A 23,773-nucleotide genomic window follows, 5' to 3' on the forward strand; every position below is an offset into this window, starting at 1 on the left:
AGCGAGCGACGCGAGCCGGGCACCGGGGCTCGCCACGCGGGCGGCGACGGGACCTGCGGATGAGCGGCGACTTCATCGACCGCTGGCGCGATCCGGCCGAACCGTCCTGGGTGTTCGAACCGACCACCGAGTGGCAGCCGCAGTTCCCGGGGCAGCGCTACCCGGGCGACATCGGCGTGCGGCACCAGCCTCCCCCGCCCCGGGGTCGCGCCGCCGTCGTCGGCCGGGCCGAGGTGCAGCCGGTCAGCCCCGCCCCCGACGACCACGACCCGTACCGCCGCCCCGGACCGGACGACCACGACCGGTACCGCCGGCCGCCCGCCGACCAGGACCCGTACCGCCGGCCGGTCAACGAGCAGGACGGCCACCGCCGGCCCGTCGCCGACCACGACCCGTACCGTCGGCCGGTCACGGGGCAGGACGGCCAGCGCCGGCCGGTCACCGAGCACGACCCGTACCGTCGACCCGGCGTCGAGCAGGACGGCTACCACCGGCCGGCCGGTGACGGGCGCCGTGCCGCCCCGGACGAGCGCGACCGCTACCGCCGCCCCGCCCCCGACGAGCACGACCCCTACCGCCCGCGCCCCGCCGCCGACGACCACGCCCTCTACCGGCGTCCGGCTCCGGGCGAGGCCACCCCGCACCGGCGGCACGCCGCCGACGAGCACGCCCCGTACCGCCGGCCCGCACCGGAGGAGTGGGGACCGGCCCGGCGCGGCTGGGAGGAGCGCGGACCGGACGAGGCGTACCCGCCCCGGCACCCCGCCCACGACCAGCCCGGCCGCCACGACCGGCGTGCCGCCGGCTGGACGCCGGACCGCGATGCGGCCGTCGGCCGGTACGACCAGCCGCGCCCCACCGACCACGGCCGCCGGCCGGGGCCCGCCGAGGCGAGCCCGGTCTCTCCGGCGCCCCGCCGCGAGGCAGGGTGGGTGCCCGAGCCGGACGAGCACCCGAACCGGCCCTACGGCGACCGGCCGGGGCCGGCCGGCCCCGGCTGGCCGGAACGCCGCCGGCCAACGCTGGACCGCGACGGCCGTCCCGGCCCTGGCCCGGACGGGTGGCAGGCGTCGCCGGCGACCGGCACCGGTCAGGGCGCGGACCGGCTGGACCGTCAGCACGGTCGGCCCGCCGACGCACCTGGACGCCCCCTCGCCGACGAGCCGCGTCACCCCGCCGACCGGGGCGGACCGGCGCCGCACCGGGACGGCCGACCGTACCGGGACGGGCGGGACGTGGCCGCCGCGCGCGCGGAGGAGTACCGCGAGCCCGGCGTCCGGCCGGCACCGCCGCGCGACGGCGCCCTGCCCTGGCCGCCGCCCGGTCCGCTCCGTCCGGACCTGGGCCGCAACCCGACCCCCGCCGACCCTTACCGTGCCGAGCGGCCGGCCGAGGGCCGCGGCGACGAACGGCCGGTCACCGATCGGTACGGACCCCGCCCGCCGGTCGATCGGGCCGGGTCGCCACCCAGGCAGGACAGCGCCGCTCCCGGCCCCCGGTTCGTTCCCCCGTCGCACCGGCCCGTCGAGCCGACCCGCCCGCCGAGCGAGCCGCGCCGCCCACCGGCGGAGCCGCTGCGGCCCGCAGCGGAGTCGCTGCGGCCACCACCGGTAGAACCGCTGCGGCCCCCGGCGGAGTCGCTGCGCCCGCCGGCAGAACCGCTGCGCCCGCCGGTGGAGCCCCCGCGTCCGGCGGCCGGGTCGGCGCGTCTCCCGGCCCAGCCGCACCCGCACCACGCACCGGTCGAGCCGACCCGCCCGCCGAGCGAGCCGCGCCGCCCGGCCGAGCCGGCCGCCGACGCCCCACGGTTCGCGCGGCCCACCACCCCCGCCGCGCCCGTCGACGGATCGCCCGCCACCGGCGTACCGGCGAGCGGCGTGCCCGTGAGCGGCGGCGCACCCGTCAGCGGCGGCGTGCCCGTCAGCGGGCCGCCGGCCCGGCCGGTCTCGGGGCCGCCGGCCCGGCCGGTCTCCGGGCCGCAGGCGACCGGGCCGGTCTCCGCGCCGCCGACCGAGCTCACGCCGGCCGCGTCGGCGGCACCGGTCTCCGCGCCGCCCGTGCCGCCGCGCACCGCGCCCACGTCCCCCGCGCCGTCGGCACCGGTCTCCGCGCCGCCCGCCGAGCCCGTCGCCGCGCCACCACCCGTCTCCATGCCGCCCGTCGAGCCCGTTCCCCCGCCGCCCGCCGAGCCCGTATCCGCGCCGCCCGCCGCCCGGCTGCGGCTGGAGTTCCTGCCCGCCCCCGGGCCGACCGAGCCCCGGCCCGGGCCCGGCGAGCCCACGGCAGTCAGGGACGACCCGGCCCGCCCGGACGTGTCGGTCGAGGCCGCTGGGGTCGCCGCTTCTTCACCGCCGGACGAGCGGCCGAGCCCGCCGCGACCGGAGCAGCCCGTGCTGCCGGTGCCGTCCGCCGCCCGGGAGTCGGCGAACCCGACGCCAGAGCCGCCGTCCACCGCCGCCGAACCCCGGCCGCCGGCCACCCGGGCACCGGGCGAGTCGCCGGATGCCGAGCCGGTCGACCCGACCGCCACCGCCGAGCCCGAGACCACCGCCGAAGCCAAGGCCGAGGCCGCCACGGGACCCGAGGCCGCCGCCATCGGGGCCGAGGTCACCACCGGGCCCGAGGCCGGCACCGAAGCCGAGTTCGCCGCCGAGCCCCGGGCCGCCGCCGAGCCTGTAGCCACGGCCAAACCCGAAGGCGCGGCCGAGCCCGAAGTCGTCACCGGGCCCGCCGGGTCGAGCGTCGCGACCGGTCCGGCGGTGCCCGGCGAACCGGCTGTCGCCGCAGGACCGGATGTCCCCCGCCGGCCCACCGTGCCCGCCGACGCGACCGAGGCCACCGCGCCGGAGGAAAGCACGCCGGAGGAGGAACCCGCCGGCCGGGAGGAGAACGTCGACCGAGGTGACGCCGTCGACCCGGCCGGGACCGTGGTCGCCTCGGCCGTCGACGTGCGGGCCGGAGAGGCGCGGGATGCCGGGGCGCCGGACGACGGCACCCCCGGTGGATCCGACCGGCCCCGGGCAGCGGACGCGTCCCCTGAGCCGGCACGCGCGGCGACGCCGCCACCGCCGGAGCATTCCGACGCGTGGTTCCGGCCGAACAGATCGGCGGCACCGGCCGCCGAGCCGGCCACGCCCGCCGCCGCTGCGGGCCCGGTCCCTGCCCCAGCCCAGGTCTCGCCCACCACGCCGACCCAGGCCCCGACCCCGGCCCAGACCCAGGATCCGACGCCGGCCCAGGATCCGAAGCCGGCTTCGGCACCGGCGTCGGCGTCGGCCCCGGTCCAGGTTCCGGCTCCGGCTCCGGCTCCGGCCGATGCGGGCGCGACGACGCCGCCCGCCCCGCAGCCCGCCGGCGGCCCGGCCGGCCGGGCCACCGACCCACGCCCGGTGAGCGCCGCGCCCGCGTCGCCGGTGTCCGCACCTCCGGCCGGGTCCGCGCCGCTCACCACCCACCCCGCACTGGAGCAGCCGCGTCCCGTCTCGGCACCGCCCGCCCGCCCCGTGTCCGGCGTGCCCGCGCGGCCGGTCTCCGGCCCACCCGCGCGGCCGGTGTCCGGCATGCCTGCGCGGCCGGTGTCCGGCATGCCTGCGCGGCCGGTCTCCGGCATGCCCGCCTATCCCGTGTCCGGCGTACCCGCGTGGCCCGTGTCGCCGGCCGGACCCGCTGCCGGGGCGGAGCCACGACCCGGCCGGGAGCGGCGGGCCGCCCCGGCCGACCCGGAGCAGACGCTCGCGGCCCTACGCTGGCGCCTGCACCCGGAGACCCTGCGCGAGGAGACCGACGACCCGGAGCTGCTGCGCAGCGTGCGGGAGGGGCTGACCGCCAAGCTCGACGTCGCCCTGGACAACCGGTCCCGGGCCCGGCTGCTGAGCCTGCGGGCGGTGGCGTCGCGCCTGCTCGGCGACCTGGGGGACGCGGTCGACGACGCCCGGCTCGCGCTGACGTACGCCGAGGCCACCGGCGAGTTGCGGCGAACCGCGCTGGCGCGGGCGCGGCTGGCCCACGTGCTGCGCTGGCGGGGCGAGTTCGCCGAGGCCGACCGGCTCTTCGCGGAGGCGAACTCGACGGAGCTGCCCGACCGGCTGCGCGCGGCCCTGCACGAGCACGCCGGCCGCTGCTGCTATGACCAGGGCCGGCTGATCGAGGCGTGCCAGCACTTCGAGCGGGCGCTCGACCTGCGCCGGTCCGCCGACCCGGAGCTGCTCGCCCGCACCCGGATCGCACTCGACGCGGTCGCCGAGCGGGCCGGGCGGGACGGCTTCGGCCCTTACCCGCGCGGGCGGTCGGAGATCCTGCGCACGCCCCGGCCGCCGGTGCCGACGTACGACGAGGACCTGGACCGGTGGGGCTACGCCGACGCCGACGGCAACCTGGTGATCGGCACCGACTACGCCGAGGTACAGCCGTTCCGCGAGGGCGTGGCCTGGGTACGCCGGCCGGAGGGCACCCGGTGGGCGCTGATCGACGACTCGGGCCGCACCCTGATCCAGGCCAACAACGGCTACCGGTCGGTCGGTTCGTTCTCCGACGGCCTCGCCTGGGTGTCGATGGACGGCACCGGCAACTGGATGGCCGTCGATCCGTCCAACATGGTGGTGATCCCGCCAGGCTTCGACGACGTCCGGCCGTTCCGGGGCGGGGTGGCGGCGGTTCGCGTCGACGGCGGCTGGGGGGCGGTGGACCGCACCGGCACGGTGGTGGTGCCCACCCGTTACCACGGCTTCACCACGGCCCTGGCCGACGGCCGCTACGTCGACGGCTTCACCGAGGAGGGGCTGGCCGTGGTGGAGCTGAACGGCCGGCGCGGGGTGGTGGACCGCACGGGCCGGGTCCTGGTGGCCCCGGCGCACCCGGCGCTGGTGGTGCACCCGGTGGCGTACCTGGTCGGCGACGGCCTCGGCCGCTGGGGTGCGCTGGACCGGCGCGGCGAGCCGCTGATCGACCCGGTGCACCCGAGCCGGGACCGGGTGGTCGAGCAGATCGACCACCTGCTCGCCGACGCCAGCCCGCTGGTCTGACCCGGGCCGCCGCGCAACCCGCCCACGGGTGACCATGACGGGGGCGGGCTAGGGTCGGACCATGGAATTCCGACACCTGGGCCACTCGGGCCTGCTGGTCAGCGAGATCTCGTACGGCAACTGGATCACCCACGGTTCGCAGGTCGAGGAGGACGCGGCGACCGCCTGCGTCCGGGCCGCGCTGGAGACGGGCATCACCACGTTCGACACCGCCGACGTGTACGCCGGCACGAAGGCCGAGGAGGTGCTCGGCCGGGCGCTGAAGGGCGAGCGCCGCGAGGGGCTGGAGATCTTCACGAAGGTCTTCTGGCCGACCGGTCCGGGCCGCAACGACCGGGGCCTGTCCCGCAAGCACATCATGGAGTCGATCAACGGCTCGCTGCGCCGGCTGCAGACCGACTACGTGGACCTCTACCAGGCCCACCGGTACGACCACAGCACGCCGCTGGAGGAGACGATGGAGGCGTTCGCCGACGTCGTGCACTCCGGCAAGGCCCACTACATCGGCGTCTCGGAGTGGACGGCGGACGAGATCCGGGCGGGTCACCGGCTCGCCCGGGAGCTGCGCATCCCGCTGGTGTCCAACCAGCCGCAGTATTCGATGCTGTGGCGGGTCATCGAGGCCGAGGTGGTGCCGACCAGCGAGGAGCTGGGCCTCGGGCAGATCGTCTGGTCGCCGATCGCGCAGGGCGTGCTGTCGGGCAAGTACCTTCCGGGGCAGCCGCCGCCGGCCGGTTCCCGGGCCACCGACGAGAAGTCGGGGGCGAACTTCATCGCCCGGTTCCTCACCGACGAGGTGCTGACCCGGGTGCAGGAGCTCAAGCCGCTGGCCGAGCAGGCCGGGCTGAGCATGCCGCAGCTCGCCATCGCCTGGGTGCTGCAGAACCCGAACGTCTCCTCGGCGATCGTCGGCGCGTCCCGCCCCGAGCAGGTGCACGACAACGTCAAGGCGGCCGGGGTGAAGCTCGACGCCGACCTGCTCAAGGCGATCGACGCCATCGTCGACCCGATCGTCGAGCGGGACCCGGGCAAGACGCAGTCCCCCGCCCAGCGGCCGTGAGGCGTCCCGGTCCGGCCGGCGCGGCGCGCCGGCCGGACCGGGCCCGCCGGGAAGGTGGGACCGGGCCCCGCCGCCGTCGTGCGCGGGCGGGTCAGCCCTGCCAGAAGCGGATCAGGTCGAGGCCGGCGGCGTAGAGCCACGGGGGCAGGCCGAGCACGTCCGCCACGGCGAAGACGCCGTCGAAGAACCAGCCGCCGAGGCGCGGGTTCCACAGCAGCGCGAACAGCAGGATGAACCCGAACGGGGCGAACAGGTCGTACATCCGCCGCCACTGCGGGTTCAGCCACGGCTGGATCATGTTGCCGCCGTCGAGGCCGGGCACCGGCAGCAGGTTGAGCACGCTGGCGGTGAGCTGGAGGAACGCCAGCAGCGCCAGGCCCGCCCAGAACTCCACCGACCCGCCGCCGCCGCCGAAGCAGACCCGCAGCACCGCCACCAGCACGAGGGTGAACAGCACGTTGGTGGCCGGGCCGGCGAGGCTGACCAGGGTGTGCCGCAGCCGCCCCGGGATGGCGTGCCGGTCCACCCACACCGCGCCGCCGGGCAGGCCGATGCCGCCGAGCAGCACCACCACCACGGGAAGCACGATCGACAGCAGCGGGTGGGTGTACTTGAACGGGTTGAGCGTCAGGTAGCCCCGGTGGGCGATGTCGCGGTCGCCGGCCCGGTAGGCGACCACCGCGTGGGCGTACTCGTGCAGGCAGAGCGAGACGAGCCAGCCCGAGACGACGAAGAGGAACACGTCGAACCGGACGTTGCCGAACCGGTTCCAGGCCATGACGCCGCTGGCCGCGAAGAGCGCGACCAGCGCCAGGAACACCGGGCTGGGCCGGAAGGCCGCCCGGGGCACCCCGAGCACCAGCGGCTCGCCGCCGCCCGGGCGGCCCGCCGTCATCACTCGGCCGGGGGCTGGAGGCTCATCCGGTATTCCACCCGGTCGTCCTCGACGAGCGTGACCGTCGTGACGCCGGATGCCGCGAGCTCCCGCCAGGTCTGGCCGATCCAGGACTCGGCGTCCGCCTGGCTCCCGAACGTCTCCGTCGGCCCCTCGGCCGCCGCGCCGTCCGCGCCCTCGTACCGCCAGCTCCACGCCATGCCGCGTCTCCCCTCGCCGCTGAAGTCCTCCTGGGACGAACCCCCGCAAGCGTAGTCGGCCCCGTGCCGGACGGCCCGCCGCTCCACCGGGCACCGCCGCCGGCCGCTGTTCGGCCGGGCCGCGCGGCGGCGGGCCCACCCGGGACCGCCCCGGCCCGGCCGCCCGAACCGTGGTCACCGGCGCGGGCCGACCGGCGGCGCGGGCCACGGCGGCCTTAAGGTACGGGGCATGTCCGTTGACGGGTGGAACACGGTCCTGGTGCTCGGCGGGATCCGCTCCGGCAAGTCCGAGTTCGCGGAGTCCCTGGTCGCCGAGGCGCCCACGGTCCGCTACGTGGCGACGTCGGCTGCCGGCGACCCGACCGACGCCGAGTGGGCGGCCCGCCTGAAGGCCCATCGCGACCGGCGGCCGGGCGGTTGGACCACGGAGGAGACCGCCGACGATCCGCGCCGGCTGGCCGACGTCGTCGCGTCGGCGCGGCCGAACGAGACGCTGCTCGTCGACGACCTCGGCGGCTGGGTGACCGTGCTGCTGGATCCGGCCCACCAGCCGGCAGACGACACGGCGACCGTCGCCGAGCTGGCCGACGCGGTGCGGGCCTGCCCGGCGCGACTGGTGGTGGTGAGCCCCGAGGTGGGGCTGTCGCTGGTGCCGACGACCCCGCTGGGTCGGGCGTTCACCGACGCCCTCGGCGCGGCCAACCGGGCGGTCGCCGACGCGTGCGACGCGGTGGTCCTGGTGGTCGCCGGCCAGGCGTGCTGGCTCAAGACCCCCGCCGCCTCCTCGGGCACGGGGGCCGGGGCGGTCACCGCGACGCAGGCAACGGTCCCGGCGGTGGCGGCGCAGGCGGCGGCCACGGCGACGGCCGGCGGTGGACGCGACGACCGTGCGGCGGCGCTGCCGGAGGTGTTGACCCCGACCACGGCACCGGAGCCGGCCGGCGTGCCGTGGGCGGCGCCGACGATGGCGCTGCCGGTGGTCGCCACGGGCCTGGTCATCCAGCCCGGCATGGAACTGCCGATGCCCGACGAGTACGCCGGGCCGCAGGCCCTGGAGCGGCTCGCCACCCTGGACGTGCCCGGGGCCGGGCTGGGCGTGCTGGAACGGGTGGTCGGCTTCGCCGCGGCCACCCAGGGCACCCCGACGCCGGCGTCCTGGGACAGCGTGCGGGTGCTGCTGCTGCACGGCGACCACGCCGGCGGGGCCGCCGCCGGTTCCCCGCCCGGGGAGTCGGCCCGGCGGGCGGCACAGGCCCGCGCCGGGCAGGGCGTGCTGGCCCGGCTCGCCGCCGAGAGCGGCGCGAGCCTCCAGGTCGTCGAGACGCCGGCGTCCGAGGCCATCGAGGAACTGCCGGCCCTGGACCACGAGCAGGTGGAGCAGGCCCTGCGGTACGGCTGGCGGCTGGCCGAGGAGGCCGCCGAGGCGGGCGTACGGCTGCTGGTGCTGGCGGCGTGCGGGGCCGGCACGGACGCCGCCGCGGCGGCGGTGCTCGCGGCGACGGCCGGGGCGGAGCCGCCCGCGGTGCTCGGCCGGGTGGTGACGGCGGGCGGCGAGATCGACGACGCGGCGTGGATGCGGCGCTGCGCGGCGGTCCGGGACGCGCTGCACCGCACCCGGCGTTCGCCCCGCGACGCCAAGGACGTGCTGGCCGAGCTGGGCGGCGGGGACATCGCGGTGGCCACCGGCGTGCTGCTCGGCGCGACCGCCCGCCGGCTGCCGGTGCTGCTGGACGGCCCGGTCGGCCTGGCCGCCGGCATGGTCAGCCGGGACCTGGCCGGGCAGGCCCGGCACTGGTGCCTGCTGGCCGACCACGGCGGTCACCCGGCGGTCCGGCTCGCCGCCGACGTGCTGGGCCTCGATCCCCTGCTGGACCTGCGGCTCGACCTCGGCGAGGGGGCGAACGCGCTGACCGCGCTGCCGCTGCTGCGCTCGGTGCTGTCGCTGGCCGCCGCGCTGCCCGCCCGGCCGGACCAGCAGGACGCGGCTGGCGCGGACACCGCCGCCAGCGCGGACGCGGCCGGCGCGGACGACAGCGCCGGGGGGCCGGACGCGGCGGCGTTCGTCGAGCCGGAGCCGGCCGGCCCGGGCCCGGCCACCACCGCGCCCACCGAGCCGGCCGCGCCCACCGAGCACGCCCCGCCGGCCGAGCACGCCCCGCCGGCCGGGGCCGCCGAGCCGACCGGGTCGGAGCCGGATCCGGCCGGGCGGCGTGCCGACTGACGCCCACCCGGGCGGCGGGCGGGCCGGCGACGGCCTGCGGCTGGCGCTGACCACGTTCACCGTCTGGCCGGTGCGCGCCGGCCGGGTCGACCGCGCCACCGCGGGCACCGCGATGGCGCTCGCCCCGGCGGTCGGTGCCCTGCTCGGGGCGGCGCTGGCCGGGGTGCTGCTGCTCGTCGGGGCCGTCGCCGCGCCACTGGTCGCCGCGGCGGTGACCCTCGGGGCGGGCGCGCTGCTCACCCGGGGCCTGCACCTGGACGGGCTCGCCGACACCGTCGACGCGCTCGGGTCGTACCGGCGGGGCGCCGCCGCGCTGGAGATCATGAAGAAGCCGGACGTGGGGCCGTTCGGGGTGGCCGCGCTGGTGGTCGTACTCCTGGTGCAGGCCGCGGCCCTCGCGGAGCTGGTGGCCCGGTCGTGGCCGGCGGCGCTCGCGGGCGTGGTGGCGGCGACGGCGGCCGGGCGGCTCGGGGTCACCCTGGCCTGCCGGCGCGGCGTGCCGGCGGCCCGGCCGGACGGGCTGGGCGCGCTGGTCGCGGGCACCGTCGGCCCGGTCGCGGCGGGGGTCGGCACGGCCGCCGTCGCGCTCGTCGCGGTCACCGCCGTGCCGGGCCGCCCGTGGCAGGGGCCGGTCGCCGTGCTCGCCGCGCTCGCCGTCGCGGTGCTGCTGCTGCGCCACCTGGTACGCCGCCTCGGCGGCATCACCGGCGACGTGCTCGGCGCGACGGTGGAGGTGGTGACCACGCTGGTCTACCTGGGGCTGGTGGCGACCCGCTGATCCGGACGCGCCGGGGCGGGTAGCGTTTCGGGCGACAGGCCGGCACGGGGCAGACAGGGGACCACATGCTCATCACCGACGACTTCCTGCCCGTCCCGGTCCCCGAGTCGCTCACCGCCACCTACCTGGTGCCGATGGTGGGCCTGCCGAAGGTCGGCACGAAGACGGCCGTGCGGGCGCTGGCCGGTCGGCTCGCCGAGCCGGTGTACGGGCTGGCCACGCAGATGCTGGACAGCCCGCTGATGAGCGTGGACACCCGGCCGGTCGCCGAGTTCCCGGCGCTGCCGCCGGACCTGCTGACCGCGTTCGGGGCGAGCCAGGAGCAGCTCGACCGGCTCGCCGCGGCCACCCACCTGGTGGTGGTGCAGGCGGAGTACCGGCCGGGCTGGCCGCCCGCGCACGAGTGGGCGGCGCGGGCGGTCGCCGCCGCCGTCGCCGAGAGCGCGGGCGGGGACGTGGTGGACGTCTTCGGCCTGCAGTTCCTCGACCCGGCCACGGCGCTGCGGTCGCTGCCGGACGACCAGGGGCGGATCCGGCTGGTCGACTGGGTGCTGGTGCCCTACTCCTCGGACGCCGAGGGGCTGTGGTTCACCACGAAGGGGCTGCGCCGCTTCGGGCTGCTGGAGTTGCAGACCCAGGGGGTGCCCGACCACCTCACCCGGGCCTGGGGCGCGGTGCTCACCGGGGCCGCCCGCCGCCTGCTGCGGGCCTGGACCGACGGGCTGGCCGGCGACGAGGTGCCGGCGTTCGTGCAGCTCCCGGTGCTGGCCACGGTCACCGGGCACGACATCGCGGTCGCGTACGGCAACCCGGAGCAGCACGGGGCGACCGCGCCGGTGCTGCTGCGGCTGGAGCTGGACCCGGCCACCGACCCGGAGGCCGACTCGTTCCTGAGCCTGCGCCCGCCGCCGGGGCACCCGGGCCCGGACGGGCGGTACTACGCGGCGGCCTGCGCCACGCTGTTCGACGGCATCGCGCCGGACGTGCGCTACGCCCGCCCGGGCGACGCCATGAGCCGGGCGATCGCCACCGCCCGGGAGGGCCTGGACGACGTGCGGGCCCGGTTCCTGGCCGGCCAACTGCCGGCGGAGTCGCAGCTCGTGGTCAAGTACGGCCTGCCGGGCGACGAGGGCCCCGAGTACGTGTGGGCGGGCGTGACGTCGTGGGACGCCCCGGAACGGATCGTCGGCGCGAGCGCCAGCGACGCCAGCACCGACCCGACGGTGCGCATCGGCGCGCCGGTGGTGGTCGAGGCGGCGGACGTCGTCGACTGGGCCGTCCTCGGCGCGACGGGCGTCATCGAGGGCGGCTGGACCCAGGCCGTCCTCGACGCCGGGGAACGCCCGGCCTGACGGTCACCCGACGCTGGCGGGCCCTCGCCTGACGGTCACCCGACGCCGGCGGGCCCTCGCCTGACGCTCAGCGCACCGAGGGGGTCACGAACGGGGGGCGGGTGACGGTCAGGGCGGCGCGGCGGCCCCGGATGTCGACGTCCACCCGGTCGCCGTCGGCGAGGCCGGCGGACGTGTCGAGCAGCGCCAGGGCGATGCCCTGCTTGCGCGTCGGGCTGAAGGTGCCGCTGGTGACCGTGCCGACGCAGGTGTCGCCGACGTAGAGCTTCATGCCGGGGCGCGGGATCGCCCGGTCGACGGCGACCAGGCCGCGCAGCGTACGCGCGGGGCCGGCGGCCTTCTCGGCGCGCAGCGCGTCGCGGCCCCAGAACGCCGGCTTGTCCCAGCCGACGGCCCAGCCGGAGCGGGCCTGCACGGGGGTGATCTCCAGCGACAGGTCCTGCCCGTGCAGCGGGTAGCCCATCTCGGTGCGCAGGGTGTCCCGCGCGGCCAGCCCGCAGGCCCGCAGCTCGTACGCCGCGCCGGCGGCGGTCAGCGCGTCCCAGACGGCGACGGCGTGCCCGGCCGGCACCACCAGCTCGTAGCCCAGCTCGCCGGTGTAGCCGGTGCGGCAGACGGTCAACTCGGCGTCGGCGAGGGTGGCGGTGCGGAAGCTCATGTATTCGTGGTCGGTGGGCAGGCCCAGCGCGGCGAGCAGCTCGGCCGAGCGCGGACCCTGCACGGCGAGGACGGCGTACCCCTCGTGCTCGTCGGTGACGACCACGTGCTCCGGGGCGGCGGCGCGCAGCCGGCGCACCACCTCGGCGGTGTTCGCGGCGTTCGGCACGAGGAAGACGTGGTCGTCGGCGTGCAGGTAGGCGATGATGTCGTCCACCACGCCGCCGGTGGCGTCGTCGCAGCACAGGGTGTATTGCGCCTGGCCGGGGCCGATCCGGCCGAGGTCGTTGCTGAGGCAGGCGTTGACGAAGTCGGCCGCGCCGGGGCCGGTGACCCGCGCCTTGCCCAGGTGCGACACGTCGAACACGCCGACCCCGGTGCGGACCGCCGTGTGCTCCCGGAGCACCCCGCCGCCGGCGTACTCCAGGGGCATCTCCCAGCCACCGAAGGGGGCGAACTTGGCGCCGAGGGCGGTGTGCCGCTCGTGCAGCGGGGAACGGCGCAGCCGGGTCGCGGCGGCGTCGGAGGTCGCGTCGGTCATGGGTGGCAACTTACCGGTGGCTGAACGTCTGGTTAGCATCGGCGGGACCCCCGTCGGCGGAGTTCGGCGGGACAGCCCACCGTCCGGCGGGTAGGTTGCCGCCGGAGACCTTCACCGCCGGTACGCGACGACGCGACCGGCCCGGCCCGCCCGGAGTAGCTTCAGTGACATCGCCCAGCACCACCCTCAGCCTGGTCGACACAGACCCCGCCGAGCTCGCCGTCGACGCGATCGTGATCGGCCTGCACAGCCAGACCGGGGAGCAGGACGCCGCCGGCGGCCCCGCCGGGGCGCTGCTGCTCGCCAGCGGCGCCGAGAGCATCGCCGCCGCCTTCGACGGCAAGCTCACCGAGACGCTGGCGCTGCTCGGCGCGACCGGGGCACCGGGCGAGGTGATCAAGCTGGCCACGCTGGGCACCGTCACCGCCCCGGTGGTCGCGGCGGTCGGCCTCGGCCCCGAGCCGACGGGGGCCGCCCCCGCGCCGGAGACGCTGCGCCGGGCCGCCGGCTCGGCGGTCCGGGCCCTGGCGGGCGCGCGCCGGGTGGCGCTGAGCCTGCCGCTGCCCGACGACGCCGACGCCGCCGACGCGCTGCGCGCGGTGGCCGAGGGCGCGCTGCTCGGCGGCTACCGGTTCGCCGGGTACAAGACCCGCCCGCAGCCGGCCCGGCGGGAGCCGGTCGCCGAGGTGCTGGTCGCGGTGCCGGAGGCCGGCGACGCGACCGCCCGGGCCGAGATCGAGCGGGCGCACGCGGTGGCCGGCGCGGTCCGGCTGACCCGCGACTGGGTGAACACCGCCCCGAACCTGCAGCGCCCGCCGGTGTTCGCCGACGCGGTGGCCGAGGCGGCCCGCGCGGCCGGGCTCGCCGTCGAGGTGCTCGACGAGGCGGCGCTGGCGGCGGGCGGCTACGGCGGCATCCTGGCCGTCGGGCAGGGCTCGGAGGCCCCGCCGCGCCTGGTCAAGCTCACCTACACGCCCGAGGGCGGGGGCAGCGGCAAGCGGGTGGCGCTGGTCGGCAAGGGCATCACCTTCGACACCGGCGGCATCTCAATCAAGCCGGCGCAGGGCATGTGGGAGATGAAGTCCGACATGGGCGGCGCGGCGGCGGTCGGCGCGACCATGCTGGCGATCGCCGCGCTGAAGCCGTCGGTGACGGTGACGGGCTACCTGCCGATGGCCGAGAACATGCCGTCGGGCACCAGCTACCGGCCGGGCGACGTGATCACCATGTACAACGGCAAGAAGGTGGAGGTGCTCAACACCGACGCCGAGGGCCGGATGATCCTGGGCGACGCGATCGCGCGGGCCTGCGAGGACGGCGCCGACTACCTCTTCGAGACCTCGACCCTCACCGGCGGCCAGGTGATCTCGCTGGGCAAGCGGATCTCCGGCGTGATGGGCACCCCGGAGCTGTGCGAGCGGGTCCGGGCGGCCGGCGACGCGGTGGGCGAGCCGGCCTGGCCGATGCCGCTGCCCGACGAGGTGCGCAAGGGCATGGACTCGGACGTCGCCGACATCTCCCAGGTCAACGCCGGGATGGACCGGGCGGGGCACATGCTGCAGGGCGGGGTGTTCCTGCGGGAGTTCGTCGCCGACGACGTGGCCTGGGCGCACATCGACATCGCCGGCCCCAGCTATCACTCGGGTGAGGCGACCGGCTACTGGACCAAGGGCGGCACGGGGGTGCCGGTGCGTACCCTCGTGCACCTGGTCGAGGACGTCGCCGCCAACGGCTGACGTGGTCGCGCGGAAGGGTCCCCCCGCCCGTCGGGGGGCCCTTCGCCGGGCGGCCCGGCGCGGGCCGCGCGGCTCAGTACAGCTCGGGGCGGCGCTTGCGGCGCTCGTTGTAGTCGCGCATCCGCTGCGGGTAGCCCATGAGCCGCACGTCGTAGACGGGGATGGCCAGCTTGTGGGCGAACCGGCGGGCGCCCTCGGGGCCGTCGATGCGCCGGCGGGTCCACTCCCCGTCGTCGGCGATGAGGATCACCGTGGTCTCCGTGACGGTGGTGCGGGGCTCGATGAACGCCTCGACCCCCCGCCGGGTGCGGACGAAGTTCTCCAGGTGGTCGAGATCGGCGCGGTCGGGCGCGCGGTCCGGCCCCGCCGGGCGCGCCTTCTTGCGTCGTCGGAACAGCGCCACCGACCGTCTCCCCCATATCCGTGATCGAAACCGGTGCCAAGCGTACGTGTCCGGGACGTGTCGTTGGGCACCTCACTACGCGCCCGGTACGCGGTGGTGACAAGATGACCGAGGTGGGGTCTGTCCGTGCCGCCCCGCCGTGACCCCCGATGCAGTGACGCGAACTGGGAGTTGGACGTGAGCGAGCCGAACGAAGCGACCTTCGACATCGTCATCCTCGGAGGTGGCAGCGGCGGCTACGCGACCGCCCTGCGCGCCGTCCAGCTGGGCCTGACCGTGGCGCTGGTCGAGAAGGGCAAGCTCGGCGGGACCTGCCTGCACAACGGGTGCATCCCGACGAAGGCCCTGCTGCACGCCGCCGAGATCGCCGACTCCACCCGCGAGTCGGAGCAGTTCGGCGTGAAGGCCGAGCTGGTCGGCATCGACATGGCCGGCGTGAACGCGTACAAGGACGGCGTGATCTCCCGCCTCTACAAGGGCCTCCAGGGGATGCTCAAGGGCAACAAGGCGATCACCATCGTCGAGGGTCACGGCCGGCTGGTCGCCCCGAACGCCGTCGAGGTCGACGGGAAGCGGTACACCGGCCGCAACGTCGTGCTGGCCTCCGGCTCGTACGCGAAGAGCCTGCCCGGCCTGGAGGTCGACGGCGAGCGGATCATCACCAGCGACCACGCGCTGACCCTGGACCGGGTCCCGTCGTCGGCGATCGTGCTGGGCGGCGGCGTGATCGGCGTCGAGTTCGCCAGCGTGTGGAAGTCCTTCGGCGTGGACGTGACGATCATCGAGGCGCTGCCCCGGCTGGTCGCCGCCGAGGACGAGGAGTCGTCGAAGGCGCTGGAGCGGGCGTTCCGCAAGCGGAAGATCAACTTTAAGGTGGGCAAGCCGTTCGAGAAGGTCGAGAAGACCGAGAACGGCGTCAAGGTCACCATCGCCGGCGGCGAGACGGTCGAGGCCGAGCTGCTGCTGGTCGCCGTGGGCCGCGGCCCGCGCACCGCCGACCTCGGGTACGAGGAGCAGGGCGTGCGGATGGACCGCGGGTACGTGCTGACCGACGAGCGGCTGCGCACCGGCGTGCCGAACGTCTACGCGGTCGGCGACATCGTGCCCGGCCTCCAGCTCGCCCACCGGGGCTTCCAGCAGGGCATCTTCGTGGCCGAGGAGATCGCCGGGCAGAACCCGGCCGTGATCGACGAGGCCGGCATCCCCCGGGTCACCTACTGCGACCCCGAGCTGGCGTCGGTCGGCCTCACCGAGGCGAAGGCCAAGGAGCAGTACGGCGCCGACAAGATCAAGACGTACAACTACAACCTGGGCGGCAACGGCAAGAGCCAGATCCTCAAGACCGCCGGCTTCATCAAGCTGGTCCGGGTCGAGGACGGCCCCGTCGTCGGCGTGCACATGGTCGGCGCGCGGGTCGGCGAGCTGGTCGGCGAGGCGCAGCTCATCTACAACTGGGAGGCGTACCCGGCCGAGGTGGCGCAGCTCGTGCACGCCCACCCGACCCAGAACGAGGCCCTGGGCGAGGCGCACCTCGCCCTCGCCGGCAAGCCGCTGCACGCGCACGCCTGATCGAGAACTGATTCCGCGGCGTCCGGCGGCAGACGGGCGAGATCGCACCAGGGGAACGAAGGAGTCTTAGAAGATGCCGGTATCGGTCACCATGCCTCGGCTCGGCGAGAGCGTCACCGAGGGCACCGTCACCCGCTGGCTCAAGCAGGAGGGTGACACCGTCGAGGTCGACGAGCCGCTGCTCGAGGTCTCGACGGACAAGGTCGACACCGAGATCCCGTCCCCGGCGGCGGGCGTGCTGAGCCGGATCGTGGTGGGCGAGGACGAGACCGCCGAGGTGGGCAGCGAGCTGGCCGTCATCGCCGGCGAGGGCGAGTCCGCGGGCGGTGGCGAGGCCGCCGCGCCGCAGGAGGAGCCGGCCGAGGAGGCCGTCGAGGCCGCCGCCGAGCCGCAGGCCGAGGCGGAGCAGCCGGCCGTCGAGGAGCCGCCGGCCGCGCAGGCCGCACCGGCCCCGGCGGGCGAGGGCACCCCGGTGAAGATGCCGGCCCTGGGCGAGAGCGTCACCGAGGGCACCGTCACCCGCTGGCTCAAGCAGGTCGGCGACACCGTCGAGGTCGACGAGCCGCTGCTGGAGGTCTCCACCGACAAGGTCGACACGGAGATCCCGTCCCCGGTCGCCGGCACGCTGCTGGAGATCAAGGTCCCCGAGGACGAGACCGCCGCCGTCGGGGCCGACCTGGCGGTCGTCGGTGCGGCCGGCGCCGCCCCGGCCCCGCCGAAGGCCGAGCCCAAGCCGGAGCCGAAGGCCGAGGCCAAGCCCGAGCCGAAGCCGGAGCCGAAGGTGGAGGCCGCCCCGGCGGCCAAGGCCGAGGAGCCGACCCCGGGCGCGTCCTACAACGAGCCGGCCGCGGAGGCCGAGACCGCCGCCAAGCCGGTCCAGGCCGAGCAGCAGGCGCAGCCGCCGGCCCCGACCGCCACCCCGGCCCGCCCGACCGCGCCCGCCCAGGGCGGCGAGGAGGCGGCCGGGTACGTGACGCCGCTGGTCCGCAAGCTCGCCGGCGAGCACGGCGTCGACCTCGCCTCGGTCAAGGGCACCGGCGTGGGTGGCCGCATCCGCAAGCAGGACGTGCTGGAGGCCGCTGAGAAGGCCAAGGCGGCGAAGGCGGCCCCGGCCCCGGCGGCGCAGCCCGCCGCGGCGGCGGCCCCGGCGAAGCCGGCCGCGAAGCCGCAGCCGAGCGCGAAGCGCGGCACCACCGAGAAGCTGCCCCGGATCCGGGCCACGATCGCCAAGCGGATGCAGCAGTCGCTGCACGAGATGGCGCAGCTCACCACGGTCGTCGAGGTGGACGTCACCAAGGTCGCCAAGCTGCGGGCCCGCGCCAAGGACTCGTTCCTTGCGCGGCACGGCGTGAAGCTGTCGTTCCTGCCGTTCTTCGCCCTCGCGGCGGTCGAGGCGCTCCAGACGTTCCCGATCGTCAACGCCAGCATGGACCTCGACGCCGGGACGATCACCTACCCGGACGCCGAGCACCTCGGCATCGCGGTGGACACCGAGCGCGGCCTGATGGTGCCGGTGATCCACGGGGCGGGCGACCTCAACCTGGGCGGCCTGGCCAAGCGGATCGCCGACCTGGCCGAGCGCACCCGCACCAACAAGATCAGCCCGGACGAGATCGCCGGGGCCACGTTCACGCTGACCAACACGGGCAGCCGGGGCGCGCTGTTCGACACCCCGATCGTGCCGTCGCCGCAGTCGGCGATGCTCGGCACGGGCGCCGTGGTGAAGCGCCCCGTCGTGGTCAACGACCCGGAGCTGGGCGAGGTCGTCGCGGTCCGCTCGATGGTCTACCTGGCCATGTCGTACGACCACCGGCTCATCGACGGCGCCGACGCGGCCCGCTTCCTGGTCGCGGTCAAGGAGCGGCTGGAGGGCGGCAACTTCGAGGCCGAGCTGGGCCTGTAACCACCGCTGTCCCTTCCGACGGGCGCTCCGGTCACCTCGACCGGGGCGCCCGTCGGCGTACCGATGGGATCCCGCCGGCCCGGGGGCGCCTGCGCCGAATCCGCCCGGCCGCCCGGCGGACGCTGCGAGAGTGGACGGGTGCGCGGCGAGCGGCGGCGGGGCAGCCTCGGGCCCGCCGTGGCGATCGCGCCCGGTGCCCGGGTGGACCGGTTCGAGGTCTTCTTCGACCTGGTCTTCGTCTTCTCGTTCTTCGTCATCGTGCGGGCCACCGCCACCGACATCACCGGCCACACCCTGCTGCACGGCTTCCTCGTGCTGGCGGTGCTCTGGTGGGTCTGGGTCATCCACAGCGTGGTCGCCACCCGGGTCCGCCTCGGCGAGGGCTTCGTGCCGGTGGTCATGGTGGTCGGGATGGCCGCGGTGTTCGCGTTCGCCCTGGCCGTGCCGCAGACGATCGCCGCACACGGGCAGGGGCTGGCGGGCCCGCTCACGGTCGCGGTGAGCTACCTGGTCATCCGGATGGTCCACCTGTGGGTCTACTGGCACGTCATGCGGGACCAGCCGGTGGAGAGCCGGCACCTGATGAAGCTCGCGCCGGAGCTGGTGCTCAGCACCGGGCTGCTGCTCGCCGCCGCCCTCGTCCCGCACCAGTTCGCCGACCCCGACGTCGGCGCACTGGTCCGCGACGGGCTCTGGGCCGTCGTGGTCGTCTCGCAGTACGCCACCGGGCTGCTGGCCGGCACCGGGGGCGGCGGGGTGACCTCGGCCGAGCACTGGACCGAACGGTACGACCTGATCCTGATGATCGCGCTCGGCGAGTCGGTGATCTCCGTGGGCGTCGGCACCAACCTGGCCGGCCGGCCCGTCAGCTGGCAGGCGATCACCGCCGCCGGCATCGGCATCGTCCTGGCCGCGACGCTGTGGTGGCTGCACTTCGACGTGATCGGTCCGGCGGCCCGCATCGCCCTGCACGCCGCCCGGGGCCGGACCCGGGTGGGGCTGGCCCGCGACGCGTACGCCTACCTCTTCCTGCCGATGATCACCGGGCTGATCCTGTTCTCCCTCGGGGCGGAGGAGATGCTGAACATGCTCGGCCGGCCGCACCTGCCGCTGGAGGAGTCGCTGCACGGCCCCGGGATCCCGCTGCTCTACGGCGGGGTGATCTGCTATCTGGCCGGCGACATGCTCTTCCAGCTCCGTACGCTGCGCACCCTCACCTGGGCCCGCGTCGGCACAGTGCTGCTGCTCGCGGCGCTGATCCCGGTCGCCGGCCGGATGCCGGCGCTGGCGGCGCTGGTCCTGCTCACCGGCGTCTGCGTCGGCCTGGTGGCCGTGGAGGTGGTGACGATGGCCGACTCCCGGCACGCCCTGCGCGAGGCGGTCTTCGCCGAGCGGACCGCCCACGAGGCGCGCGAGGCGCAGTGGCGGCAACGCTGGCACGACGGCGACCCGGACGAGGAGTGACGGGGGCTGCGGAGTGACGAGCGCTGCGGGCGGGCCCCGGGGATGCGGGCCGGCCGGTGCGGGTTCAGCCGTCGGCGGATTCGCCGGTCGGCAGAATCGGCCCCCGGCGCGTTGCCCGCCGGTCGCCGGTGCCGGACGCTGGGGCGATGGCCACCTTCTCGCTCCAGTCCAGCCCGACCGACGCGGCGGGCTGGCTCGACCTGGCCCGCCGGGCCGAGGCCGCCGGCTTCGACGCGCTGCTCGCCGCCGACCACCCCGGCTCGTGCGGCGACCCGTTCGTCGCGCTGGCCGCCGCCGCGTCGGTCACCACGACGATCGGCCTCGGCTCGTACGTGTCGAACCTCGGCGTCCGCGAGCCGATGCTGCTCGCCACCGCCGTGGCGACCCTCGACGTCGTCTCCGGCGGGCGGGCCCGCCTCGGCGTCGGGGCCGGTCACACCCCCGCCGAGTGGCGCGCGGTCGGCCGGGAACGCCCCGACGTCGCCGGCCGGGTCCGCCGCTGCGTCGCCGCCGCCGAGGCGGTGCGGGCCCTGCTCGACGGGGAGGAGGTGACCGTGGACTCCCCCGAGCTGACCGCGCGCGCCGCCCGGCTGGAGTCGCCCCGGCCGGTCCAGGAACGCGTGCCGCTGACCGTCGGCACGTCCAACTCGACGCTGCTGCGCTGGGCCGGCGCCCACGCCGACGTCGTGGGGCTGGCCGGCTTCGGCCGTACCCTCGACGACGGCCACCGGCACGAGGCCCGGTGGCGGGCCGACCAGATCGAGGCGCAGCTCGCCCGCGTCGCCGAGGGCGCGGCGGGCCGGGCGCGGCCGCCGGCGCTGGAGGCGCTGGTGCAGACGGTGGCGGTGACCGACGACGCGGAGGCCGTCGCGGCGCAGCGCGCGGTCGCCGCCGGCCTGACCGGCCCTGAGCTGCTGGCGACCCCGTTCGTGCTGATCGGCACCGAGGAGGAGATCGTCGCGGCGGTCGCCGAGCACGAGCGCCGCTGGGGCGTCACCCGCTTCGTGGTACGCGCCGACGCCCTCGACCCGCTCACCCCGGTCCTGCGCCGCCTCGCCGCCTGACCCCTGCGGCCCGCCAAAGCCGTGATCACGCCTGCCGGCCCACCTCAGAGGTGCCTGCGGACCTCGGCCGCGAAGTGCGGCACTCCCGTGCGACCGAGCGCCGGTTCCGGAAAGTCGGCGATGTTGAACGTCACGAGGACTTCTGCGTTCGCTCGGACAGCCGCTGCCAGCACGTGCCGGTCCTTGGGGTCGTTGGTCATCCCATCGATGAGCGACTCGTAGCCGCCGACCATGGCATCGGGGAACGCCTCCCGCATCTGGGTCACCCGGCGATGGACCCGTTCCTCCGGGATTCCCCGCCCGACGAGATTACGCCCAAGCTCGGTCAGGATTCCCTCGGACCAGAGCGGCCGGTATGCGGCCACCTCGGCGAGCCGCAGCAGCGTGTCGCACAGATGCGCCGGGTAGAGCACACAGGTGTCGAGGAGTGCCGAGAACGCCACTCAGGCCGCCCTCATCTCGTGTTTCGCGGAGTGGACGTGAGGTCGTACAGCCCGTCCTCCTCGGCTTCGACCGTCATCCGGTCGAGCGTCCGCCGCCGTTCCTGACGAGTGCGCTCCTGGTAGTCGAGGATGTCCCGCAACATGACTCGACGGTGGCGTCCTCGCATGGTGTGGGGTATCTCGCCATCGGAGAGCAGCCGGACCAGGGTCGGCCGGGAGATGTTGAGCAGGTCCGCCGCCTCCTGCGTCGTCAGCATGGTGTTGTGCGGTGCGATAGAGATTGCCAGCCCCTCGGACAAAGCTGTCACGACGTCCCGCAGCACGCCGTACAACTCGTCCGGAATCTCGATCTCGGAGCCGTCCGGGCCCACCAGCCGGGCCCGTGCGCGATTGCCCGCGCTCCGCAGCTCCTGCACGAATCGAGCCAGGTTGGCGGGGTCTTCGGGGGGTAGGACCGTGCGTTCGCGGAGGGCGCTGCTCATGCTCCGAGCGTATCGCTAATCGAAAAATCCGCAACGACATCAGGAGGCCCCGACGAGATCCTCGCGGCGGGCAGCGCGGCGAGGACGGCAGGACGGCAGGACGGCAGGACGGCGAGACCTTGGACAGTTGACGCACTCAGCGAACAACAACTGTCCAAGGTCCGAAGACACGCGCTCACGGCGAGACGTGCGTCAGCTCCCCGACCGCTCGGCGACGAACACGCCGAGCCCGTGGACCCCCTCGACCAGCCCTTCCGTCTTCAGCACGATCATGGCGTGGTTCACCACGCCCGCTGACACGCCGTGCTGACTGCACAGTTGGGCCGTGGACGGCAGTTTGTCGCCGGGGGCGAGTTCTCCGGACGCGATCTGCTCACGGATGTGGTCCGCGAGCTGCGCCCACTTCGGTTTGGCGGGCATCTGGTCTCCCTGGTCTGCACCGCCATTCGATCACGCTCCTCTTCTACCGACAAGTAGGTGGTACTCGGTGATTGACCTACCATCAGTACTAAGTATAAGTTCGTGGCGACTGGCTCCCTGGTCTGCAACCCGGAGCCGGTTGTCCTGCGCAGGACGCACCCGGTCGGCCATTCCCCCGGCCGACCGGGTGCCACCACCCCCACAGAACCCCGACACGAAGGGCCGGCGAGCGTGCACGTGACGACCGCGAAGGAGACGTTCCGCGTACCCGAAGGATCGCGGTGAGGTGGTCGGGCCGGCGGCGCGACGCGGCGCCCATCCCCCTCGGCCCACGCCACCGGCGGACCTGGCGGGGCTGGCGACTCTGGTGCTCGTGCGGCCTACGCTGGGCGGCGTGCCCGGACCGGCACGCCCCACCGCCCACCGAGCCGCCCGCCAGGGCTCCCGGGCGGGCGCGCAACAGCCGCTGGCCGGGCCCGCTGTCCGGCGCGACCGCACGGGCCCGGCGCAACGACGGCGCTCGCGCGACGACCGCCCGGCACCTGCCGCTGCGCCCGCTCTGGCTGTGCCGGGCCTGCGCCGCGCCCTGGCCGTGCGCGCCGGCCCGGTTGACGCTGCTGCGGGAGTACGCCGACGACCGGGTGGCGCTGCTGATCCACCTGGCGGGGCTGCTGCACGAGGCGACGACCCAGCTCTACACGCTCAACCCGCACGACGCCCCGGAGCCGGCGCAGCTCTTCGCCCGCTTCCTCGGCTGGGCCCGGTCGCGTAGCACTTCGTAGCACACGACGATAGACTGCCAGCGTGAGCGAGCATGCCCATCGAGAGATCAGCCAGCGCGAGCTGCGCAACGACTCGGGTGCCATCATGCGTGGGGTGGAGCGTGGGGAGTCCTTCACCATCACCCGCAACGGCACGCCGATCGGCCGCCTGATCCCGATCAGGCGGCGCACGTTCGTGCCCCGGGCCGAGGTGATGGCGGCCTTCGCCACCGCGCCGGTGCTGGACGAGTCGCGGTTCCGCAGCGACCTCGACGCGACGATCGACCAGGACCTCCCCGAACGTGAGTGGTGACCTTCCCAGCCGTGGCCTGATCGACACGAACATCGTCATCCACCTCGCCGCGCTCGACTCGGATCAGCTTCCCGACGAGATGGTCATCAGCGCGGTCACCCTCACTGAATTGTCCGCCGGACCGCACCACACCGACGACCCGCGTGAGCGGGCCCGCCGGATGAGCGTTCTCCAGCACGTCGAGGCGACGTTCGACCCGCTGCCGTTCGACGGCGAGGCCGCCCGGGCCTTCGGCCTGGTCGCCGCAGCCGTCCTCGCCACCGGTCGCGGCACCCGCCGCCGCACAGCGGATCTGATGATTGCTTCGATCGCCCACGTGCACGGCTTGCCGCTCTACACCACGAACCCGTCCGACTTCGCGGGGCTGACGGACCTGGTGACGGTCGCAGCGGTGCGGCGGCCCGACCTCAGCTAGCGTCCCCTCCCCGGCTGGGCGGCCGGGCGTGTCCGGTTGGGTAGGGCGGCCGGCGGTGAGGGAAGGCGCCCCACC

Annotated in this window: 20 protein-coding genes; 13 read left to right on the forward strand and 7 right to left on the reverse strand. The window is 75.8% G+C overall.

What is annotated here, in order from left to right; genetic code table 11:
- The first annotated feature begins 59 nt into the window (after positions 1–59).
- Positions 60–5,021 carry a WG repeat-containing protein gene (locus LPA42_RS26405; RefSeq protein ID WP_228986932.1) on the forward strand — a complete coding sequence of 1,654 codons (4,962 nt, stop codon included), beginning with the start codon at positions 60–62 and terminating at the stop codon, positions 5,019–5,021.
- A gap of 61 nt (positions 5,022–5,082) precedes the next feature.
- Positions 5,083–6,081, forward strand: coding sequence for an aldo/keto reductase family protein (locus LPA42_RS26410; protein WP_043967140.1), 999 nt, complete (start codon positions 5,083–5,085; stop codon positions 6,079–6,081).
- A gap of 91 nt (positions 6,082–6,172) precedes the next feature.
- Here LPA42_RS26410 and LPA42_RS26415 read toward each other — a convergent pair whose 3' ends face one another.
- Entirely contained in the window at positions 6,173–6,976 is an 804-nt protein-coding gene (locus tag LPA42_RS26415; RefSeq protein ID WP_077938978.1) for a site-2 protease family protein, read from the reverse strand.
- Positions 6,976–7,176, reverse strand: a complete 201-nt coding sequence (locus LPA42_RS26420) for a hypothetical protein (RefSeq protein WP_043969283.1) — start codon at positions 7,174–7,176, stop codon at positions 6,976–6,978. The genes LPA42_RS26415 and LPA42_RS26420 overlap by 1 nt, the downstream gene beginning before the upstream one ends.
- A 229-nt stretch (positions 7,177–7,405) precedes the next feature.
- On the opposite strand from LPA42_RS26420, the gene LPA42_RS26425 reads away from it, so the two are divergent.
- The 3 genes from LPA42_RS26425 to LPA42_RS26435 all read left to right on the forward strand — a co-directional run bounded on the left by LPA42_RS26425 (position 7,406) and on the right by LPA42_RS26435 (position 11,527).
- A complete protein-coding gene (locus LPA42_RS26425) occupies positions 7,406–9,397 on the forward strand; it encodes a bifunctional adenosylcobinamide kinase/adenosylcobinamide-phosphate guanylyltransferase (protein WP_077938977.1) in 1,992 nt (663 codons plus the stop codon).
- Positions 9,387–10,175: an adenosylcobinamide-GDP ribazoletransferase gene (locus LPA42_RS26430; RefSeq protein ID WP_077938976.1), complete on the forward strand. Its 789-nt coding sequence runs from the start codon at positions 9,387–9,389 to the stop codon at positions 10,173–10,175. Before LPA42_RS26425 ends, LPA42_RS26430 begins: the two co-directional genes overlap by 11 nt.
- A gap of 65 nt (positions 10,176–10,240) precedes the next feature.
- Positions 10,241–11,527, forward strand: a complete 1,287-nt coding sequence (locus tag LPA42_RS26435) for a DUF2314 domain-containing protein (protein ID WP_077938975.1) — start codon at positions 10,241–10,243, stop codon at positions 11,525–11,527.
- Between the two features lie 67 nt (positions 11,528–11,594).
- On the opposite strand, the gene gcvT is transcribed toward LPA42_RS26435, so the two are convergent.
- A complete protein-coding gene (gene gcvT, locus LPA42_RS26440) occupies positions 11,595–12,725 on the reverse strand; it encodes a glycine cleavage system aminomethyltransferase GcvT (protein WP_077938974.1) in 1,131 nt (376 codons plus the stop codon).
- 164 nt (positions 12,726–12,889) lie between these two features.
- On the opposite strand from gcvT, the gene LPA42_RS26445 reads away from it, so the two are divergent.
- Complete coding sequence (locus LPA42_RS26445; protein WP_077938973.1) at positions 12,890–14,461, forward strand: leucyl aminopeptidase; 1,572 nt, start codon at positions 12,890–12,892, stop codon at positions 14,459–14,461.
- 73 nt (positions 14,462–14,534) lie between these two features.
- On the opposite strand, the gene LPA42_RS26450 is transcribed toward LPA42_RS26445, so the two are convergent.
- Positions 14,535–14,864: a hypothetical protein gene (locus tag LPA42_RS26450; RefSeq protein WP_077938972.1), complete on the reverse strand. Its 330-nt coding sequence runs from the start codon at positions 14,862–14,864 to the stop codon at positions 14,535–14,537.
- 177 nt (positions 14,865–15,041) lie between these two features.
- Between LPA42_RS26450 and lpdA the strand changes: the two genes are divergently transcribed.
- The 4 genes from lpdA (at position 15,042) to LPA42_RS26470 (ending at position 20,864) form a co-directional block, all read left to right on the forward strand.
- Positions 15,042–16,433: a dihydrolipoyl dehydrogenase gene (lpdA, locus tag LPA42_RS26455; protein ID WP_077938971.1), complete on the forward strand. Its 1,392-nt coding sequence runs from the start codon at positions 15,042–15,044 to the stop codon at positions 16,431–16,433.
- A 73-nt stretch (positions 16,434–16,506) separates the two neighbouring features.
- Positions 16,507–18,336, forward strand: coding sequence for a 2-oxoglutarate dehydrogenase, E2 component, dihydrolipoamide succinyltransferase (sucB, locus tag LPA42_RS26460; protein ID WP_077938970.1), 1,830 nt, complete (start codon positions 16,507–16,509; stop codon positions 18,334–18,336).
- A gap of 138 nt (positions 18,337–18,474) precedes the next feature.
- Positions 18,475–19,800 carry a low temperature requirement protein A gene (locus LPA42_RS26465; RefSeq protein ID WP_077938969.1) on the forward strand — a complete coding sequence of 442 codons (1,326 nt, stop codon included), beginning with the start codon at positions 18,475–18,477 and terminating at the stop codon, positions 19,798–19,800.
- Between the two features lie 146 nt (positions 19,801–19,946).
- Positions 19,947–20,864: an LLM class flavin-dependent oxidoreductase gene (locus tag LPA42_RS26470; protein WP_077938968.1), complete on the forward strand. Its 918-nt coding sequence runs from the start codon at positions 19,947–19,949 to the stop codon at positions 20,862–20,864.
- 44 nt (positions 20,865–20,908) lie between these two features.
- Here the strand turns inward: LPA42_RS26470 and LPA42_RS26475 are convergent, their stop codons facing one another.
- The 3 genes from LPA42_RS26475 to LPA42_RS26485 form a co-directional block, all read right to left on the reverse strand.
- Entirely contained in the window at positions 20,909–21,307 is a 399-nt protein-coding gene (locus LPA42_RS26475) for a PIN domain-containing protein (protein WP_077938967.1), read from the reverse strand.
- An 11-nt stretch (positions 21,308–21,318) separates the two neighbouring features.
- Positions 21,319–21,789, reverse strand: a complete 471-nt coding sequence (locus LPA42_RS26480) for a helix-turn-helix domain-containing protein (RefSeq protein ID WP_077938966.1) — start codon at positions 21,787–21,789, stop codon at positions 21,319–21,321.
- A 192-nt stretch (positions 21,790–21,981) separates the two neighbouring features.
- Entirely contained in the window at positions 21,982–22,209 is a 228-nt protein-coding gene (locus LPA42_RS26485) for a winged helix-turn-helix domain-containing protein (RefSeq protein WP_077938965.1), read from the reverse strand.
- A 479-nt stretch (positions 22,210–22,688) separates the two neighbouring features.
- On the opposite strand from LPA42_RS26485, the gene LPA42_RS26490 reads away from it, so the two are divergent.
- From LPA42_RS26490 to LPA42_RS26500, 3 genes are read left to right on the forward strand one after another with little or no spacing between them, the layout of a single operon-like run.
- Entirely contained in the window at positions 22,689–22,991 is a 303-nt protein-coding gene (locus LPA42_RS26490) for a hypothetical protein (RefSeq protein WP_077938979.1), read from the forward strand.
- A gap of 22 nt (positions 22,992–23,013) precedes the next feature.
- On the forward strand, positions 23,014–23,283 hold the full coding sequence (locus LPA42_RS26495) for a type II toxin-antitoxin system Phd/YefM family antitoxin (RefSeq protein ID WP_077938964.1): 270 nt from the start codon (positions 23,014–23,016) through the stop codon (positions 23,281–23,283).
- Positions 23,273–23,698, forward strand: a complete 426-nt coding sequence (locus LPA42_RS26500) for a type II toxin-antitoxin system VapC family toxin (RefSeq protein ID WP_077938963.1) — start codon at positions 23,273–23,275, stop codon at positions 23,696–23,698. The genes LPA42_RS26495 and LPA42_RS26500 overlap by 11 nt, the downstream gene beginning before the upstream one ends.
- Positions 23,699–23,773: the final 75 nt, after the last annotated feature.

Origin of the sequence: Micromonospora sp. DH13, from assembly GCF_020873825.1 — a bacterium.
In the GTDB taxonomy this organism is placed as follows: domain Bacteria; phylum Actinomycetota; class Actinomycetes; order Mycobacteriales; family Micromonosporaceae; genus Micromonospora; species Micromonospora haikouensis.

What these genes read in the sequence shown, in the direction of transcription:
- LPA42_RS26405 (WP_228986932.1), top strand. Translation starts at nt 60, where the DNA reads ATGAGCGGCGACTTCATCGACCGCTGGCGCGATCCGGCCGAACCGTCC.
- LPA42_RS26410 (WP_043967140.1), top strand. Translation starts at nt 5,083, where the DNA reads ATGGAATTCCGACACCTGGGCCACTCGGGCCTGCTGGTCAGCGAGATC.
- LPA42_RS26415 (WP_077938978.1), bottom strand. Translation starts at nt 6,976, where the DNA reads ATGACGGCGGGCCGCCCGGGCGGCGGCGAGCCGCTGGTGCTCGGGGTG.
- LPA42_RS26420 (WP_043969283.1), bottom strand. Translation starts at nt 7,176, where the DNA reads ATGGCGTGGAGCTGGCGGTACGAGGGCGCGGACGGCGCGGCGGCCGAG.
- LPA42_RS26425 (WP_077938977.1), top strand. Translation starts at nt 7,406, where the DNA reads ATGTCCGTTGACGGGTGGAACACGGTCCTGGTGCTCGGCGGGATCCGC.
- LPA42_RS26435 (WP_077938975.1), top strand. Translation starts at nt 10,241, where the DNA reads ATGCTCATCACCGACGACTTCCTGCCCGTCCCGGTCCCCGAGTCGCTC.
- gcvT (WP_077938974.1), bottom strand. Translation starts at nt 12,725, where the DNA reads ATGACCGACGCGACCTCCGACGCCGCCGCGACCCGGCTGCGCCGTTCC.
- sucB (WP_077938970.1), top strand. Translation starts at nt 16,507, where the DNA reads ATGCCGGTATCGGTCACCATGCCTCGGCTCGGCGAGAGCGTCACCGAG.
- LPA42_RS26470 (WP_077938968.1), top strand. Translation starts at nt 19,947, where the DNA reads ATGGCCACCTTCTCGCTCCAGTCCAGCCCGACCGACGCGGCGGGCTGG.
- LPA42_RS26480 (WP_077938966.1), bottom strand. Translation starts at nt 21,789, where the DNA reads ATGAGCAGCGCCCTCCGCGAACGCACGGTCCTACCCCCCGAAGACCCC.
- LPA42_RS26485 (WP_077938965.1), bottom strand. Translation starts at nt 22,209, where the DNA reads ATGCCCGCCAAACCGAAGTGGGCGCAGCTCGCGGACCACATCCGTGAG.